The 16,224-nt window shown below is 40.4% G+C and carries 19 protein-coding genes; 11 read left to right on the forward strand and 8 right to left on the reverse strand.

Annotated elements, in window-relative coordinates; genetic code table 11:
- Positions 1–23: 23 nt before the first annotated feature.
- Complete coding sequence (locus ACL8WY_RS14475; protein WP_436515466.1) at positions 24–539, forward strand: GNAT family N-acetyltransferase; 516 nt, start codon at positions 24–26, stop codon at positions 537–539.
- Here the strand turns inward: ACL8WY_RS14475 and ACL8WY_RS14480 are convergent.
- A complete protein-coding gene (locus tag ACL8WY_RS14480; RefSeq protein ID WP_436515467.1) occupies positions 536–1,723 on the reverse strand; it encodes a S8 family serine peptidase in 1,188 nt (395 codons plus the stop codon). The genes ACL8WY_RS14475 and ACL8WY_RS14480 overlap by 4 nt on opposite strands.
- Before the next feature lie 37 nt (positions 1,724–1,760).
- Between ACL8WY_RS14480 and ACL8WY_RS14485 the strand changes: the two genes are divergently transcribed.
- From ACL8WY_RS14485 to murA, 5 genes are all read left to right on the forward strand, one after another.
- Positions 1,761–3,050, forward strand: coding sequence for an aminopeptidase P family protein (locus tag ACL8WY_RS14485; protein WP_436515468.1), 1,290 nt, complete (start codon positions 1,761–1,763; stop codon positions 3,048–3,050).
- Positions 3,051–3,074: 24 nt separating this feature from the next.
- Positions 3,075–3,497, forward strand: a complete 423-nt coding sequence (locus ACL8WY_RS14490; protein WP_436515469.1) for a RidA family protein — start codon at positions 3,075–3,077, stop codon at positions 3,495–3,497.
- A 3-nt stretch (positions 3,498–3,500) separates the two neighbouring features.
- Positions 3,501–3,923 (forward strand): hypothetical protein, encoded by a 423-nt coding sequence (locus tag ACL8WY_RS14495; protein ID WP_436515470.1) that lies wholly within the window; start codon positions 3,501–3,503, stop codon positions 3,921–3,923.
- A 40-nt stretch (positions 3,924–3,963) separates the two neighbouring features.
- On the forward strand, positions 3,964–4,659 hold the full coding sequence (locus ACL8WY_RS14500) for a DUF4290 domain-containing protein (RefSeq protein ID WP_436515471.1): 696 nt from the start codon (positions 3,964–3,966) through the stop codon (positions 4,657–4,659).
- 98 nt (positions 4,660–4,757) lie between these two features.
- Positions 4,758–6,065, forward strand: coding sequence for a UDP-N-acetylglucosamine 1-carboxyvinyltransferase (murA, locus tag ACL8WY_RS14505; protein WP_436515472.1), 1,308 nt, complete (start codon positions 4,758–4,760; stop codon positions 6,063–6,065).
- On the opposite strand, the gene ACL8WY_RS14510 is transcribed toward murA, so the two are convergent.
- Both ACL8WY_RS14510 and ACL8WY_RS14515 read right to left on the reverse strand, forming a co-directional pair.
- Positions 6,062–6,754 carry a hypothetical protein gene (locus tag ACL8WY_RS14510; RefSeq protein WP_436515473.1) on the reverse strand — a complete coding sequence of 231 codons (693 nt, stop codon included), beginning with the start codon at positions 6,752–6,754 and terminating at the stop codon, positions 6,062–6,064. The two genes, murA and ACL8WY_RS14510, sit on opposite strands and share 4 nt — an antisense overlap.
- Before the next feature lie 42 nt (positions 6,755–6,796).
- Positions 6,797–7,708 (reverse strand): MBL fold metallo-hydrolase, encoded by a 912-nt coding sequence (locus ACL8WY_RS14515; protein ID WP_436515474.1) that lies wholly within the window; start codon positions 7,706–7,708, stop codon positions 6,797–6,799.
- Positions 7,709–7,805: 97 nt separating this feature from the next.
- Here ACL8WY_RS14515 and ACL8WY_RS14520 point away from each other — a divergent pair, with 97 nt between their 5' ends.
- Entirely contained in the window at positions 7,806–8,684 is an 879-nt protein-coding gene (locus ACL8WY_RS14520) for a hypothetical protein (RefSeq protein WP_436515475.1), read from the forward strand.
- 37 nt (positions 8,685–8,721) lie between these two features.
- Here ACL8WY_RS14520 and ACL8WY_RS14525 read toward each other — a convergent pair whose 3' ends face one another.
- Entirely contained in the window at positions 8,722–10,029 is a 1,308-nt protein-coding gene (locus ACL8WY_RS14525) for a hypothetical protein (protein WP_436515476.1), read from the reverse strand.
- Positions 10,030–10,206: 177 nt separating this feature from the next.
- Between ACL8WY_RS14525 and ACL8WY_RS14530 the strand changes: the two genes are divergently transcribed.
- From ACL8WY_RS14530 to ACL8WY_RS14540, 3 genes are read left to right on the forward strand one after another with little or no spacing between them, the layout of a single operon-like run.
- A complete protein-coding gene (locus tag ACL8WY_RS14530) occupies positions 10,207–10,776 on the forward strand; it encodes a MarC family protein (RefSeq protein WP_436515477.1) in 570 nt (189 codons plus the stop codon).
- Positions 10,773–11,228 carry a ribonuclease HI gene (rnhA, locus tag ACL8WY_RS14535; RefSeq protein WP_436515478.1) on the forward strand — a complete coding sequence of 152 codons (456 nt, stop codon included), beginning with the start codon at positions 10,773–10,775 and terminating at the stop codon, positions 11,226–11,228. Before ACL8WY_RS14530 ends, rnhA begins: the two co-directional genes overlap by 4 nt.
- A 39-nt stretch (positions 11,229–11,267) precedes the next feature.
- Positions 11,268–11,897, forward strand: a complete 630-nt coding sequence (locus tag ACL8WY_RS14540; RefSeq protein ID WP_436515479.1) for a hypothetical protein — start codon at positions 11,268–11,270, stop codon at positions 11,895–11,897.
- 3 nt (positions 11,898–11,900) lie between these two features.
- On the opposite strand, the gene ACL8WY_RS14545 is transcribed toward ACL8WY_RS14540, so the two are convergent.
- From ACL8WY_RS14545 to ubiE, 4 genes are read right to left on the reverse strand one after another with little or no spacing between them, the layout of a single operon-like run.
- On the reverse strand, positions 11,901–13,247 hold the full coding sequence (locus ACL8WY_RS14545) for a saccharopine dehydrogenase family protein (RefSeq protein WP_436515480.1): 1,347 nt from the start codon (positions 13,245–13,247) through the stop codon (positions 11,901–11,903).
- A 41-nt stretch (positions 13,248–13,288) separates the two neighbouring features.
- Positions 13,289–14,038, reverse strand: coding sequence for an SDR family NAD(P)-dependent oxidoreductase (locus ACL8WY_RS14550; RefSeq protein WP_436515481.1), 750 nt, complete (start codon positions 14,036–14,038; stop codon positions 13,289–13,291).
- Between the two features lie 4 nt (positions 14,039–14,042).
- On the reverse strand, positions 14,043–14,885 hold the full coding sequence (locus ACL8WY_RS14555; protein ID WP_436515482.1) for an outer membrane beta-barrel protein: 843 nt from the start codon (positions 14,883–14,885) through the stop codon (positions 14,043–14,045).
- On the reverse strand, positions 14,834–15,556 hold the full coding sequence (gene ubiE / locus ACL8WY_RS14560) for a bifunctional demethylmenaquinone methyltransferase/2-methoxy-6-polyprenyl-1,4-benzoquinol methylase UbiE (RefSeq protein WP_436515483.1): 723 nt from the start codon (positions 15,554–15,556) through the stop codon (positions 14,834–14,836). Before ubiE ends, ACL8WY_RS14555 begins: the two co-directional genes overlap by 52 nt.
- Positions 15,557–15,618: 62 nt before the next feature.
- Between ubiE and yihA the strand changes: the two genes are divergently transcribed.
- Positions 15,619–16,221: a ribosome biogenesis GTP-binding protein YihA/YsxC gene (gene yihA, locus ACL8WY_RS14565; protein ID WP_436515484.1), complete on the forward strand. Its 603-nt coding sequence runs from the start codon at positions 15,619–15,621 to the stop codon at positions 16,219–16,221.
- Positions 16,222–16,224 lie beyond the last annotated feature (3 nt).

The following is a 16,224-nucleotide window of genomic DNA, read 5'->3' on the forward strand; positions in this document are numbered from 1 at the left end:
TTCTTATTTAGCTTAAGATCAATATGATTGAATTTGAAATCGCGGATATTGATTTTGCAGAAGCGCTGGTTCAATTCTGGAAGAAGAGCTTTCTGGCAGCTTATTCAGACATTCACTCAGAAGAAAATATTCAGGCATACTTTTCCATCAGCTATACGATAGAGGAGGCGACGAGGATTCTTACCTGCAAGAACTATGAATGTCTAAAGGCCAAAAGGGATCAGCAGACAGTCGGAATATCTATTGTCAACAATCGTAGATGTCCACTAAAAGCGGAGTTGGACGCAATGGAATTAAAACATTTGTATCTCTTACCCTCAGAATATGGCTCTAGACTTGCACATCGAATAATGGATGAAGTTTTTGATCAACTTAAGGATGCTGGTAAAACACATATATGGTTGAGTGTCTCAAAGCTCAATCAACGAGCGCAGCGATTTTATAAGAAGCTTGGATTTGAAATGTTGGGGAAAGGAGAAGATATTCATGTGGGAGATGAGGTGCTACCATCGTTGGTGTTAATGAAGAAATTAAATTAATACTCCCAAATCACCTCCAAGCTCCCTTCTTCCGATATTATCGTGCTTGTATCAGCATCTTCTTTCCGTTTGATTTTTATTTTGGTTTTGTCCGTTCTGATTACTTCTTTCTTGACCACCCTCCAGCCTTTTTTGTGATACACTGTGATATAAATCGAAGGCTTTTTTAATTCCAAAACGTAGTTCTTTTCTGCGCTTCTTTTCTTGTCCCAGAGAATTTCAGCGCCCTTCAAATATTCAAGAGCTAGTTCGGCGTTTGGAACACCATGCCCGATGAAATTATTAGGTTGGATCAGGTTGCCGGAGTTAATGATGGCACTTTTTAATTGGTGAGCTGTAGCAGAAGAATCCCTCTCCAGGAGACAAGCTGCAAGTCCGGTAATAATTGGAGCTGAGAATGAAGTGCCAAGAGAAGAGAAGCACGAAATCTCTGGTTTCACATAATCTAGCCACTCAGGGCCTTTAGAGCTGTATTTCATGCCGTCCCACACTTTTAGTTTGGTGGCTCCCACGGTGAGCGCGTTTTCAGCATCCCCGGGCGAACCAAGAATTTTCCATTTATTATCTCCATCGTTTCCCGCAGCTACCACAAATAAGATGTCGTACTCTTCAGAAAGGTGATTAATAGCTTGTGTCAGTAAGGTGCTCTTGCCGTCGATCTGTTTGGGCTGGTAGTTTTCACGCTTGTCACTGAATCCAAAGTTGTAACCCAATGATATATTGATGATTTGAACACCTTCTTTGGCCATCCATTCCATCGCTTCAATGGCAAATTGTTCCTCTTCCCTGCGTTCATACCCACCATGATCTGTACGTGCCAGGTAGTAGGTAGCACCGGTTGCTAGCCCGTATTGCACCCTTCTGTCGGCGTTTAGTCCTCCTATCAATTCCCAAACCTCAGTACCATGCACATCGTCGAAAGCCGCGCTGCCTGCGAAATCTTCAGCATCAGGATTTAAATAGTCTTTATACTCAGCAATCTGGTTATTTTCAAATATATGACGCAGTGATTCGTTGTTGTTAGCTCGCAGAAATCCACCGTCAATAATTCCGATTTTCACACCCTTTCCCGTGAGTCCGGCATCAATAATTGCCTGACCACCGATTTGCTCGAGCGCAAAGCCTAATTGCTGACCGAATAACGGAACAGAGAGAAAAAGAAATGCTAATTTTAGCCACCTCATAATTGAAGATTTCTTAAATCAGAACTAAGATAACATCATGCGATACGATCCGATTAATAACCAACTATTTATTCAGAATCGCGAAAAGCTTGCCAAACGTATGAAGCCGCGATCTGTGGCCATTGTTCATGCCAATGACGTCATGCCCACCAATGCTGACGGGACGATGAAATTTGTCCAGAATGCTAACCTTTTCTGGCTGAGCGGGGTTGATCAGGAAGAATCAATTGTACTCATTGCACCCGATTTCCCAGATGAAAAAATGAGAGAAATTTTGTTTGTAAGAGAAACAAATGAGGAGATAGCAGTTTGGGAAGGGCATAAGCTGACCAAAGACGAAGGAACCGCTACCTCAGGAATTCAAAATGTAAAGTGGACCTCTGAGTTTGAAAAGACTTTTTATACTGTTTTGGCAGAATGCGATCACATTTATCTCGACAGCAATGAACACATTCGGAATGCAAGCGAGGTGGAAACACGCAATGCACGCTTTGTGAAGGAGTGCAAGGAACTATATCCACTCTATGAATACGAACGATTGTTCCCAATCCTCCAAGATTTAAGATGTATTAAATCTCAATTTGAAATTGACGTTCTAAGGCATGCGTGCAGTATCACAGAAAAAGGCTTCAGACGAGTGCTTGACTTTGTGAAGCCTGGAGTGATGGAATACGAAGTAGAAGCTGAGTACTTGCATGAGTTTGTCAGAAATCGATCAAAAGGATTCGCATATACACCAATAATTGGTGGAGGAGGAAACTCTTGCGTGCTCCATTACATTGAGAACAATCAGGAACTGAAAGATGGTGACGTGCTGTTGATGGATGTAGGTGCTGAATATGGGAATTATAATTCAGATATGACTCGCACCATCCCCGTGGGAGGGAAGTTTACCGATCGTCAACGTAAAGTATATGATGCGGTGTTGCGAGTGAAAAATGGGGCGACAGATCTGCTAAAGCCAGGAAATAGAATACCGGAATATCATGCCGAGGTTGGCAAACTGATGGAGAAAGAATTGTTGGATTTGGGTTTAATCGATAAGACAGATATTAAAAGCGAAAGTCCAGATTGGCCTGCTTATAAAAAGTACTTCATGCACGGTACTTCACATCACATAGGTTTGGATGTACACGACATAGCATCTATCTATAAAGTGTTCGAACCAGGAATGGTTTTCACAGTGGAGCCAGGTATTTATATTCCAGAAGAAAACATTGGAATCAGACTAGAAGATGATATTGTTATCACCGAAAGCGGGCATGTCAACTTAATGAAGAACATTCCGATAGAAGCAGAGGAAATTGAAGATTTAATGAATAAGTAGTCCAGAATTCAAGCTTAAAAACGTATGTCGAGTACAAAATTTGATTCCGATAAAGCACCAGAACCAGTTGGTTTATATCCACACGCCAGACAGGTTGGCGATCTACTGTTCCTCTCAGGTGTGGGCCCAAGAGAACGGGGCACTAAGAAAATTCCCGGCGTAGAGCTTGATGATCAGGGTAATATTGTGAGTTATGATATTGCAGAACAATGTCACTCAGTTTTTAAAAATGTAAAGCTTATTCTGGAAGCATCCGGAGCTTCATGGGAGGATTTGATCGATGTGACTGTGTTTCTCACCAATATGAAAGATGACTTCAAAACTTACAATAAGATCTATGCAGAGTACTTTAAAGACAATCAGCCTTGTCGAACGACGGTGGAAATCAGTTCATTGCCAACTCCAATTGCCATTGAATTGAAATGCATAGCAACCAATAAAAAATAGTACATGGAAGAAAATGAATTAGTGTTATCAAAATCCGATCAGAAGAACTTTCTGGAGACAGCTAAATGGGGAAAGTTTTTGTCCATAGTCGGTTTCGTAATGAGTGGATTTATGATTTTGGCCGGACTTGTAATGATGGGGAGTGGCTCATTATATAACGAGTTGCCATTTGCTCCTGGGGCATTTGGTCTTATATATATACTGATCTCACTCATTTATATATTCCCATCACTTTACCTACTCCGATTCAGCAATCAAGTGCAGCGAGGTATCAGAGAGCAAAATCAAGTGCAATGTTCGGAGGCATACAATAATCTGCGGAGGTTGTTTTTATTCATGGGGGTTTTTACCATTATCATGTTATCCCTTTACATTCTGATCATACTATTTGCCCTTATGGGTGGATTGATGGGAGGAATGCTTTAATCTATTACTGAATTGCCTATTTTTGAGGCATAATATTATTATGAATACATCATTGGAATACAATACTCAACGTGCTCATTTGAAATTGAGAGAGTATGGAAGGAATGTGCAGAACCTGGTAGCACACTTAAAAACAATCAAGGATCAAGAGGAGAGAAGCAAGAAAGCTGCTACGCTGGTAGAGCTAATGAAGTTGATCAATCCTGATTTGGGTAGCGATAATGAGACAGACCAAAAAATATGGGATGACCTTCATATCATTTCAAACTTTGAACTGGAGATAGAAGGGCCTTTCCCAAAGCCTGATCCATCGGTACTCGATCGCAAGCCGGAGAGACTTAAGTACTACTCCAACGAGATTAAGTTCCGTCACTATGGAAGAAGCGTAGAGCTTTTAATTGATCAGGCCGTGGCAATGGAAGATCCAAAGGAAAAAGAAGGTGCCATAGTTGCGATTGGAAGGTTGATGAAAAGCTTTTTCCAAACCTGGAACAAAGAAAGCATCGAAGATGAACAGATCCTTAAGAACATCAAGAAGATGTCAAAAGATCAACTGGACATCAATATCGAAACAGTGAAAGAGCTAGGTCTTTTTGACTCTGATAAAAAACCTTCTGGAAGACGAAATAATAACAACAACAACAACAAGGGTCGCCGCAACAATCAGGGAGGTAAAGGCCAAGGTCGCCGTAACCATAACCAAGGCGGAAGAAGTAACAATCGTAGAAGAAATTAATTCACTTTTAGTGAAATAGTTGAATAGTTGATTGGTGAATTAGCTCGGTAACTCTTTATTTGTTATTTCTAATTCACTAATTAACTAATCACGAAAGAATGTCATCTTTTCGCGTAGAAGGCGGTCACCAGCTCAACGGTGAAATCATCCCTCAGGGAGCAAAAAACGAAGCGCTTCAAATCATTTCAGCAGTATTATTGACGGATCAAGAAGTGATCATCAATAAGATTCCTCAGATACGAGATGTATTGAAGCTGATCGATTTACTCGCAGACTTGGGTGTCGAAGTGTCCAAACGTGGAGATGAATCCTTTGCTTTTAAAGCAGCAAATGTCAACCTGGATTTTCTGAATACGCAAGATTTCAAGGAAAAAGCCTCGGCACTTCGTGGCTCAATAATGATACTTGGTCCACTATTGGCTCGATTCGGTACAGGTCGCATGCCGAAACCAGGAGGCGATAAGATCGGTCGAAGGAGATTAGATACCCACTTTGTTGGCTTTCAGAAACTTGGAGCAAAATTTAACTACGACCCAAAAACATCATTTTATACCGTTGACGGTACAAATCTTAAAGGTGCTTACATGCTTCTGGATGAAGCGTCAGTTACCGGAACTGCAAACATTATCATGGCAGCCGTGATGGCCGAAGGCCTGACGACTATATACAATGCAGCTTGTGAGCCATATATTCAGCAGTTATGTAAAATGTTGGTGCGTATGGGTGCCACTATTGATGGTATAGGTTCTAATTTATTGAAAATTGAAGGTGTAAAGACGCTCGGAGGTACAGAACATACGATGCTTCCAGATATGATTGAAGTAGGTAGCTTCATTGGCATGGCAGCAATGACAGGCTCCGAACTCACAATAAAAGATGCACAAATCAAAGAGTTAGGAATTATTCCTGACACATTCAGGCGGTTGGGCATAAAGATGGATTTTAGAGGAGATGATATTCATATTCCGGCTCAGGATCACTATGAAATAGAATCTTACATTGACGGATCCATTCTTACCATCGCAGATGCAATCTGGCCGGGATTGACACCGGATTTGCTCAGTGTCATTCTCGTTACTGCTACTCAAGCCAGAGGGACAGCACTGATTCATCAAAAGATGTTTGAAAGCCGCTTGTTCTTTGTAGATAAGCTCATAGATATGGGTGCTCAGATCATACTTTGTGATCCACATCGCGCCACTGTGATTGGCCTGGATCGAGCCTATCCATTGAGAGGCATTACAATGACTTCACCAGATATTCGCGCTGGAGTTTCGTTGCTGATTGCCGCCATGTCAGCAGAGGGAATTAGCACGATTCACAACATTGATCAAATTGATAGAGGCTACCAATTTATTGATAAGCGATTGAATGCCTTAGGAGCGAAGATTGAGCGTATCAACTAGTTTTTATCATTGATAAAAGTAGTAGCGCTATTAATGCGAGCATTGGGCGTATTCACTTCGATTTTATAGCGAAGGCTAGCTCTACAGTCATCAGCAATGATGTTATAATACATGTGCTTATGACCGTATTTTCCAGGATAGAATGTGATTGTATCTTCATCGGTTTCTATAATGTCGATAAATCCATTATTGTAATAATCCCTGATTACCAGATGATATCCTCCCTTATATCTATAGTTAGGATTGACCCAGCTAATGGTTAGCCCAGCTGTGTCGCTGTTGATCCTTACCAATCCTTTCTGATTCAATTCGATTCGATCCACTTCGTAGTGACGGTCACTTCCGGGCACTACCAACGTTTTATACCGGAACTTACACATGATCATTCCTTTCTGCTTCAATTGCTTTGTAAGTTCTAGGTGGGTATTGTACCACTCATTATGTCGCGCACTCTCCACTCCAATGGTGTAGGCACCTGGAGCTAGCTTCATATGCATGGCAGATTCAACATCGAGTGTTAAGCCACCTTTTGCAGCAATTTGAATTTCATCTTCTTTGGAAAGAAAATCGCCTTTTTTCACTTTATCTCCCTGCTGATTTTTGACTCTTTTTGCTTCGAGCACTTCATACTGTCCGATTGAAATATGTGGAGAAACCACCCAGATCAGAATGATTGAAAGTAATTTCATAGAATAGCATTTATACTATCAACGATGATGTGAGCAAGTTAATTACTCATATCTTTTTCCTTGCTCAGCTATTCCATAACCTTCCTTCAAAACGTTGATTTTTGCACGTTGTTTGAATAATAGTGGATTCGTATGATTGAAATGGATGAATACAATTTTTCTCTTCAAGGCTCGTGATTCGGTTTCAAACAAGTCCATGGTTTCTGTCACAAAGGGATGAGGTACTTCATTCATAGCGCGATTGGGGAGCTCTCCATCTGAATAAAATGTAGCATCCAGAAAAGCGTACTCAATCAGCGGATCTTTAAGTATTTCCGCTATGCTACGGTCCCATTTACTCCATTTGTCAATATCAGGAATGAATAAGTAACTCATGCGTCTTTTGTTGATTCGGTAGCCAGCAGTTTCTGAAAATTCATCACGATGCGGGACGGTGAATGCTTCAACCGTCAAATCACTTCTTAGCTCGACAGGCAAATTTTTTGATAAAATCATCGGATCAATATTACCAAGTGTGATCAATTGACTCCATGGTCCGTTGGATTTCAAAAAATCAATCATACGAGGCAATGCATATACCTTAACACCTTTTGCACTGAGGGCTTCTTTTCCTAAAGTCATCAATCCAGTGTAATGTCCGATGTGGGCATGTGTGAGAAAAATACCTGAAGGTAAATAAGGATAGGCACCGTCTGTCAACTCTCTGAAGTAGTGTAATTGGTCATCCATGTCAGGTGTAGCTTCGAAAAGCCACCACTGTTTGCTTTCGGGATCCACAAGAGCAAGGGAGGTTACAAACCGAGCTATCTCAGGATTCTTATGCGCCTTCTGACATTCGTTTTGACATCCTATGTGCGGAAATCCACCATCCTGGGAGGTTCCTAAAACAAGGATGTATTGACCAAATGTGAGTTGACATACGAGTAGTAGGATTAAGGTGATTTTTAGTCTCATGATATAAATCTACAGGCTTAACAACTCATTAAGAAATGTTAGGAATTCGTTAACAGCCTTGCTGGTTTGTTCGCCGCACTTTTGAAAGAAAAAGCACATGAAGACCTTATCACTAGTTTTATTACTTCTCACAACATCCAGCTTATTTTCACAACCCATTAATCGTTCTTTTGAAGGTGCGAACGGGCGTGTTACACTTCTAGGCGAAGTGAGCCTGAAACGACTCTCAGAAGCTCCATTCGATGAGTGGTACAAAAAGAATTATGACGAATATCAAATAGATATGAGGGAAATGGATTTATCTAAAGCAGATTCTATCACCTTATTTATGGGCACATGGTGTGGTGACAGCAAGAGGGAAGTACCTCGGTTCGTGAAAATATTGGAAGCAGCTAATTACGACTTGTCAAAACTCAAAATTGTTTGCTTAAACACTGGCTTTCAAAACTATAAACAAGCTCCTGAAAGAGAAGAGAGAGACATGGATATCCATCGTGTGCCTACGTTTATCTTCCACGATCAGGGAGGAGGTGAGATAGGTAGAATTGTAGAAGAACCTGTCGCATCACTTGAAGAGGATATCAATACAATTCTTGGCGGCAAAGCATACCCAACGGCCTATCCAATTGCACAGCAGCTCATTAAGTACTTTAATCAATATTCAATGAAGGAACTTCGAAAGATGAAGCCGAAGTTGGTTGATGAATTTGGAGTTGGTGAGAATATGTATGAGTTGAGCACCTATGGTTATGTATTGTGGACTTCATTTCAGATTCCAAAAGCTCAGTTTGCATTTGAGTTAAATGCTGAGCTTTTCCCAGAGGAACCCAGGGTACATCAAACGCTGGCAAGGTTCATGAATTCACTTGGAAAGAACAAAGACGCGCTAGCATCTGTCAAAAAGGGGCTTAAAATTGAACCGGAAAACGAATCGCTCCTGGACATAAAAACCCGAATACTGAAAGAAGTGAATTGATGAAAAAAGCCGCTTAGATTACTAAGCGGCTCTTTTTTTATCGTCGTTGCAGGCTCACGGTTGTGTTGATCCAACAACCAATCGTTATTTGGTCGCCTTCTTCCTTTCCTTCATTGAAAATATCTTCAATGGATGGAAATTGCTGTTTAGATGCTGTCATCTGAGCTGAATTTCCAGCTTTCTTGTACATGTCGTAGGCAGCAATGAATATCGCTCTGTCTTGTACCTGGCTTTGCTCCCCTTTGCAGTCATCGAAGCTGGTAAAATATAGGTTTCCGATCAGATTGTAAGCTTCTTTGCTTCCAGGCTTAGCACTTAAAGCTTCATATGCCATAGCACGCGAGCGAGATTTGTTTCCAAGCTTACTGTGTGCAACAGCCTGTCCTATTAGCGTTTCGTATTTTTCAGCATTAGTAGAAGCTAACTCTTCACCTTTTTCATAGAATTGAAGACTTTTTGAAGGCTCACCAGAGGCAACGTGTCTATTGCCAATAGATATGGCTAAAGCAGCAGATGGTTGTTCTTGGAATAGCCTTTCAACGGCTTGAAGAAAATATGGTTTATCGGTGCATTTAGCTTCACTTGAGTATTTATAAATCTTCTTCGCTGTATTTAAATCAGTGGGGTTTGCTCTGAATTTTGGAACCAGTTTTTCCTCAATGAATTCACATGTAAGAATACCTGGGATAGAGCTTAACCATGCATCCGTTTTAGACTGCTCCTTATCCAGTTTTTCAGCATTTTCGCCATTCTTCTTTTTTATTTCTATTGTCTCTGAAATTAAAGTATGAATATCAAGTACTTTTTCTGCGGTCATTTGCTCGGGAGCAACGTTGTGATAATTCTTTGCAAGAAACATATATGTATTTAAGTTGCTTATAAGAATCTCAGGGCCATTCATTTCGTATGCTTTGGAAAAAAGATCTGAAAGCATCGAAAATTTCTTGGGATTTTTGTAATACATCTGGAATGCTTTGAATGTTTTGTAGTTCATTGTGGATGCATCATTATCAAAATGCTCAATACGCTGATCAAACATCCATAGTATTGAATCCTGTAAACGCTCTTTCCTAGAATTATCTGATACGTTTTTTAAAATCTTTTCAATAGATTCGATACCCTCTATATATATTGATTGATTCAGATTGGGATTATTTTCGTATAGCCAGTTAAGTGGATCCATTGCTTCCGCATACTTACTTTGCGCAATCAGCAGCTTATAATAAGCCTGCTTTTCCATGGCCTGGGTTTTCATGTTCGGATCTTCCGGCCAGTTCCAGCCTTCCTGCGAGAAAGAAAAAGCGGATACAAACACAAGAAGTGTAAATAATGTCGATTTAGTCATGTCCTTTTGAGTTGAAATTTTAGTCTTTGCCTTTGTAAAAATTATCCAGGCGAAAACAATGCCAATTGATTAATTCTGGTGGTTAAAAAATTGATTTGCAAAATGAATAATTTTTTATGCTATTACGGCTGTCTATCACATTAGTTTTGTGTTAAATATTATCTAATACGGCAACCGATGTTCAATTTTAAAGAAATTATTAGTGTTTCACTCATTCTTTTCTCTGTGATAGACATTTTAGGCAGTGTTCCTATCATTATTGATTTAAGAAAAAAGTTTGGACATATACAGTCTGAAAAGGCCACCATTGTATCAGGAGTGATCATGATTATATTCCTTTTCCTGGGGGAGAGCATACTCAAACTATTCGGAATTGATATCAATTCATTTGCGATTGCAGGTGCAATCATCATGTTTCTGTTGGGAATGGAGATGATACTGGGGTTACAGTTTTTCAAGTCCGATCCGGAGGAATCAAAAAGTGCTTCCATTGTACCACTTGCATTTCCTTTGATTGCAGGAGCGGGTACTATGACGACATTAGTTTCTTTAAAAGCTGAATACTCTACAGCCAATATTCTTATTGGAGTGGTAGTCAACTTACTATTCGTATATATCGTTTTAAAAACCTGTGGATGGCTTGAGCGCAAAATCGGACAGGCTGGCTTTAATATCCTGAGGAAAGTATTTGGTATCGTTCTATTGGCTATTGCAATTAAAATCTTCAAAAATCATTTGCTGGCATGATCACAATGTTTACTGATGGTGCTGCAAAAGGCAATCCCGGTCCGGGTGGATACGGTACGATATTGCGATACGGTGAGAAGGAAAAGGAATTATCTGATGGCTTTAGGATGACCACCAATAACCGAATGGAGTTATTAGCTGTTATTGCCGGATTGGAAGCAATAAAAAAGCCTGGTTGGAATGTGTTGGTGGTTTCGGATAGTAAGTATGTGGTGGATTCCGTAACCAAAGGCTGGCTAAAAGGCTGGGTGGTAAAGGATTTTAAAGGAAAAAAGAATCGCGACCTTTGGGAGCGCTACTTAGAAGCGGCCGCTCCACATGACGTAAAGTTCAAATGGGTGAAGGGACATGCAGGGCATCCGGAGAATGAACGGTGTGATCAACTGGCTGTAGAGGCCGCTGAACGAAAAAAATTGAAAGTAGATGCTGCTTTTGAGAAAGGAATCAACTGATTTTATATTTTAGTAGTTAAATACATTAAAAGGACAGAAATGAACTTCAATAAAGGCTTTTTTTACTTCCTATTTGCCGCCATCGTCATTGGATCTATGGTGACTTTCTTCAAGATTCAGCGAGATATGAAGTTGGAGAATCCCAACTTGACAGATTTGGCTACTGAGCCTGATCTACTTATGAATACAGCAGACAGGACATTGCAAGATCATAAATCACTGACTGCTATTAAATTTCTGGAAGACGCTATTAAGATGATGAAGCTTCTCGAACAGGATGGCGACAGCATAAGTACAGAGGCGATTGAAATCGCTATACTAGACCTTGAAGTTGTGGAAAATCACATCAAAGCGGAAGATATTAACGACGATTTAATGTATGAAGCTTTTGCTGATGCAATGAATTCTCTGGCCTTTGCTTCACTGAGAGTCTCTGAGCAATTTATCAGAGAAGGTAAAAAAGAAGAAGCCAGAGTTACGATTAATCATGCGATGGATCACCTACAGAACTCAATCAGATTTGCCAGAGGCCAGCAAAAAGAAGATGAAATCAAGATTGCTAGTCACCTTCAACGATTAATTGATGAGCACCTTGAGAATGATATCTCCGAAATTGACCTGGTAATGACTGAAATTGATTCAGTCGTTAAGGCTCACGTCATCAAATAAACTTTAGTAAAAAGTAGGTTCTACCTCGCGTTCATTAAATACCAATCCAGTGTTTATCAATTCTGCTAGCACAGGTTCGTAGATTTGTTTCCTGATAGGTACATGCACGCCGCTTAATTTAATCTTCCCTTTAAGAATTAGTTTGGCGGCAATAGCTAGTGGAAGCCCAACCGTCTTGGACATTGCAGTGTTCACCTCATCATCGCCCAGTGCAACCATGCTAGATTCAATCTGACGCGGTTTTCCATCTTTTAGGAAGTTGAACTTATGCCACATCACAATCATGTCTTTATCTTCAGGATCAAGTGTCCATTTCTTTTTGAGAATATGTTCCAAAATCTGAGCAGGAGTACCTTGGTTCAAGCCTACCAACTCATCATCAAACATACCTAGCCACTTTAATCTGAACATGATGCCATTGTCCAAATCTAGATTCAGGTAATGAGCTAACTTGAGCTCGATCGAGTCATTTGGGTTATATGACAGGAATGAATTGATAAATTGACGATGCGTCATTTCAGATACATTCTCCATTTCATAGGTATCATCTGTAGCTCCTAGCTGCACAAAAACATCCCATGCAGCGCAATATCCTGGCTTTCTGAGTGTACCACGATATAGTGTGCGAATTCCTCTTAGGTTATAAACATCTAGATATGCAAGGGAATCACGATTCGCATAGCCTTCAAAATAGCCATGATTAGGAATGAATATGGTCTCAGTACGCCTAAATAGCTTCTGGTACGGAATGTACTTATAACGCCCTTCCTGAATGAACTTACAACTGCCCTGACCAGCCAACACCACATTTCTCGGGTTCCAAGTGAACTTGTATTTCCAAGGATTATCCCCAACAGATTCTTCAGCAACCAATCCACCGGTGAATGTCTCAAACCCGGTTAATTCACATCCGTCCTCACGAAGCTCATCCAGCACTTTCATAGCAGACATGTGATCGATTCCCGGATCGAGCCCCATCTCCATGATCATAAGCTTACCGGTATTTTCAAACTGACCATTCAGCTCTTTAATTTCTTCTGTCAGGTAGGAGGCTGTGAGGAAATGTTTTTTTAGCTCGGCACATTTTCTGGCAACATGAATATGCAATGATGCAGGAAGCATAGAAATGACCAAGTCATGATCACCGACAAGATTGGTTAAAAGTTCAGCATTGAAAACGTCGAAAGGAACAGCTTTAGCACATTCATGACCGCCAATTTTAGATTCGGCAAGTGTTAAATCCTTCTCGGCGATTGTGATATTCCAATCTTCTTCTTCCGCATGGTTAAGTAGATAATTTATAAGTGCGGTCGATGATTTCCCCGCCCCGATAATCAGGATGTTTTGCATGCGGCAAATATGTGTTTATCGTAATACTTACGAAAAGACTATTAGCTTTTTTTATTCACAATTGTACTGCTTGCCTGATCTGTAGGTAAGATTAGCAAGTCACCGATAGTCACATGAGGAGGACGATTGAGCACGAATTCAATGGTTTCTGCAACATCAATAGCTTTTAATGGAGTGTAATTTTCGTACACTTTGCTTGCTTTGGCTGAATCACCTTTGAATCTCACCTCACTAAATTCTGTCTCTACCAACCCTGGATCGATGGATGAAACCTTGATGCAATGTTCATTAAGATCCATCCGCATGCCTTTCGTAAGGGCATCTACCGCGTGCTTGGACGCACAATACACATTTCCTCGCGTGTAAACTTCTAAGCCTGCAATCGAACTGATATTGATGATGTGCCCCTTCTTTCGTTCTACCATACCTGGAATGACAGCTTTGCTCATATAAAGCAAGCCTTTCACGTTAATATCCATCATGGCATCCCAGTCGTCTGTGTTTCCATCTTGAATGAGATCAAGTCCATGTGCATTACCCGCATTGTTGATCAATGCATCTATTACCTGCCATTCTTTTGGGAGTGATTCAAATGCTTCAAAAACGGCTTTTTTGTCTTTTACATCGAAAGACAAGATTTGACACTCGCTTTCAAGTTCTTTCTTGAGCTTTTCCAGGCGCTCAATTCTGCGTCCGCAGATGATTAATCGATAGTTTTTGGATAACAATCGTGCCGCTGCTTCTCCAATACCGCTGGTTGCTCCCGTGATTAATGCAATTGGTTGACTCATATCTCTAGCCGTTTCCTTTACCTTTTCCTCCTTTTAATCTCTTCTTTTGACGGGATTCTATCTTACCGCTGCCCTTGGTTTTTCCACCAAGTTTTCGTTTAGAACTTGGTCCTCCTTCGAAAGTGACAAAGATTCCAAGATTCTGCGTGGTGAGTTTATTGAGACCGATACTGAAATCATTCGGATCGTCTGATAGCATATTTCTCAGACCATAGGAATACCTGATTTCTGGTGAAAATTTAAAAAAGGGATAAAAAATATCGAGTCCTACACCTACATCAATGGCGAGGTTCCAGTTTTTCAATTCCAGCTTTTGAGATACATCTTGTTCATCGCCTTTACCGGAAGCCTCAAGTGATGGATTAACTCCAAAGATCATGTACATAGCTATATTGCCTCTACGTGCTGATTTGTATTTGAGTAGGAGAGGTAACTCTACCATGGTCGCATCCTTTAGTTCGCGCTGCGTGATTCCATTGGTGAACCGGTAGCTAAGGTCGTTTTCATAAAATCCTACAGTTGGAAGTAGCCTGAAATCCAGGTATTGAGAAACCTTCATGTTGATGACAAATCCGAGTTTGAAGCCACCAAGATTTCCTGGCACTATGGAATGAACAGTGTCCATAGCAGGAGAAGTGAAGTAATCGGAATATCTAATGACGTACTTGGAAGAGTGAACACCAATCAAGAATCCGTAATGAATCCACTGATCTTCGTAGTTAAGCAAATTATCAGAAGGATTATTCTGCGCAACCGATGATTGCGCCAAACCGAAAATCAACAGGCAGGAAAGCGCTATTTTTCTCCCACGTAGATAGAGCTGATTCCTAGAGTTAATGGTTTGCATTTAGTGTTTTTATATCCAGTTTTTTCCAGAATCCGGAGAAAGTCATCTCCAAAAGGAAATTCATTAACTGATTCTGGTAAGTATGTATAGGCAGCGTTGTCTTTGGAAACTACCTTTCCAATCTTCGGTAATATCCAACGAAAATAAAAATTATATAATTGTTTGAACGGAAATATCGTAGGTTTTGAAAATTCAAGAATAATAGCTCGTCCTCCGGGCCGCAAAACACGGTTCATTTCAGAAAGTCCTTTTTCTAGATTTTCAAAGTTCCTAACACCAAATGCAACGATCACAGCATCGAACTTATTATCATCAAAATGAAGGTTTTCAGAGTCTCCAGACTGCATGTCAATAATATCTGAGTAACCTCTTTTCTTCATTTTCTCCTTCCCTACATTTAGCATTCCTTCAGAAATATCGACACCGATTACTTTTTCAGGATTGAGCTTCAAGGACTCAATGGCGAAATCACCCGTTCCGGTAGCAATGTCAAGAATCTGTTTTGGTTGAAGGTCTGAAAGCATTTTTATGGCTTTCTTTCTCCATCTTATGTCGATTCCAAGACTTAAGAAGTGGTTCAGGAAGTCGTACTTGCTGGAAATGCTATCGAACATTTCAGCTACCTGCTTCTTCTTCGCATCCGAGTTATCTTTGTAAGGTAGTACCGTCATAATTGCCGCAATATTAGTGGATTAAACCCGTGTTCGGTCGAAATGTTATTAGTTTCTTCTCCATGCAGTTAAAATCAGCAGAATTTGTAAAAAGTAGCCCTAATGTGGCTGATTGCCCTGAGCCAAGGATTCCAGAATATGCCTTTATAGGCAGGTCTAACGTTGGAAAGTCGAGCTTGATCAATCTCATGACGAATCGAAAGAAGCTCGCTAAGACTTCATCTACACCCGGAAAAACACAATTGATTAACCATTTTCTTATCAATCAAGGCTGGTATTTGGTTGATTTGCCTGGTTATGGATGGGCACAAACCAGTAAAGTGAACAAAGCAGCATGGAAGAAAATGATAAACTCCTATTTAGAGGAAAGACAAAATCTTGCATGTGTGTTTGTGCTTGTTGATTGCCGACATGATCCGCAAAAGATAGATCTTGAGTTTATGGAGTGGTTGGGAGAAAACGCAATCCCGTTTAGTATTGTCTTTACGAAAGCTGATAAACTTGGGAAAACGCAGATTCAATCAAATGTGGCTAATTATAAGAAAGAAATGCGCAAAACTTGGGAAGAGCTTCCCCCTACCTTTGTGACCTCTTCGGCTGAAAAGACAGGAGGTGAAGAAATCTTAGATTTTATTGATCGAATCAATGCAGAGATAACAGGATAGGAT

The sequence above is a fragment of the Ekhidna algicida genome (assembly GCF_051379705.1).
GTDB lineage: Bacteria > Bacteroidota > Bacteroidia > Cytophagales > Cyclobacteriaceae > Ekhidna.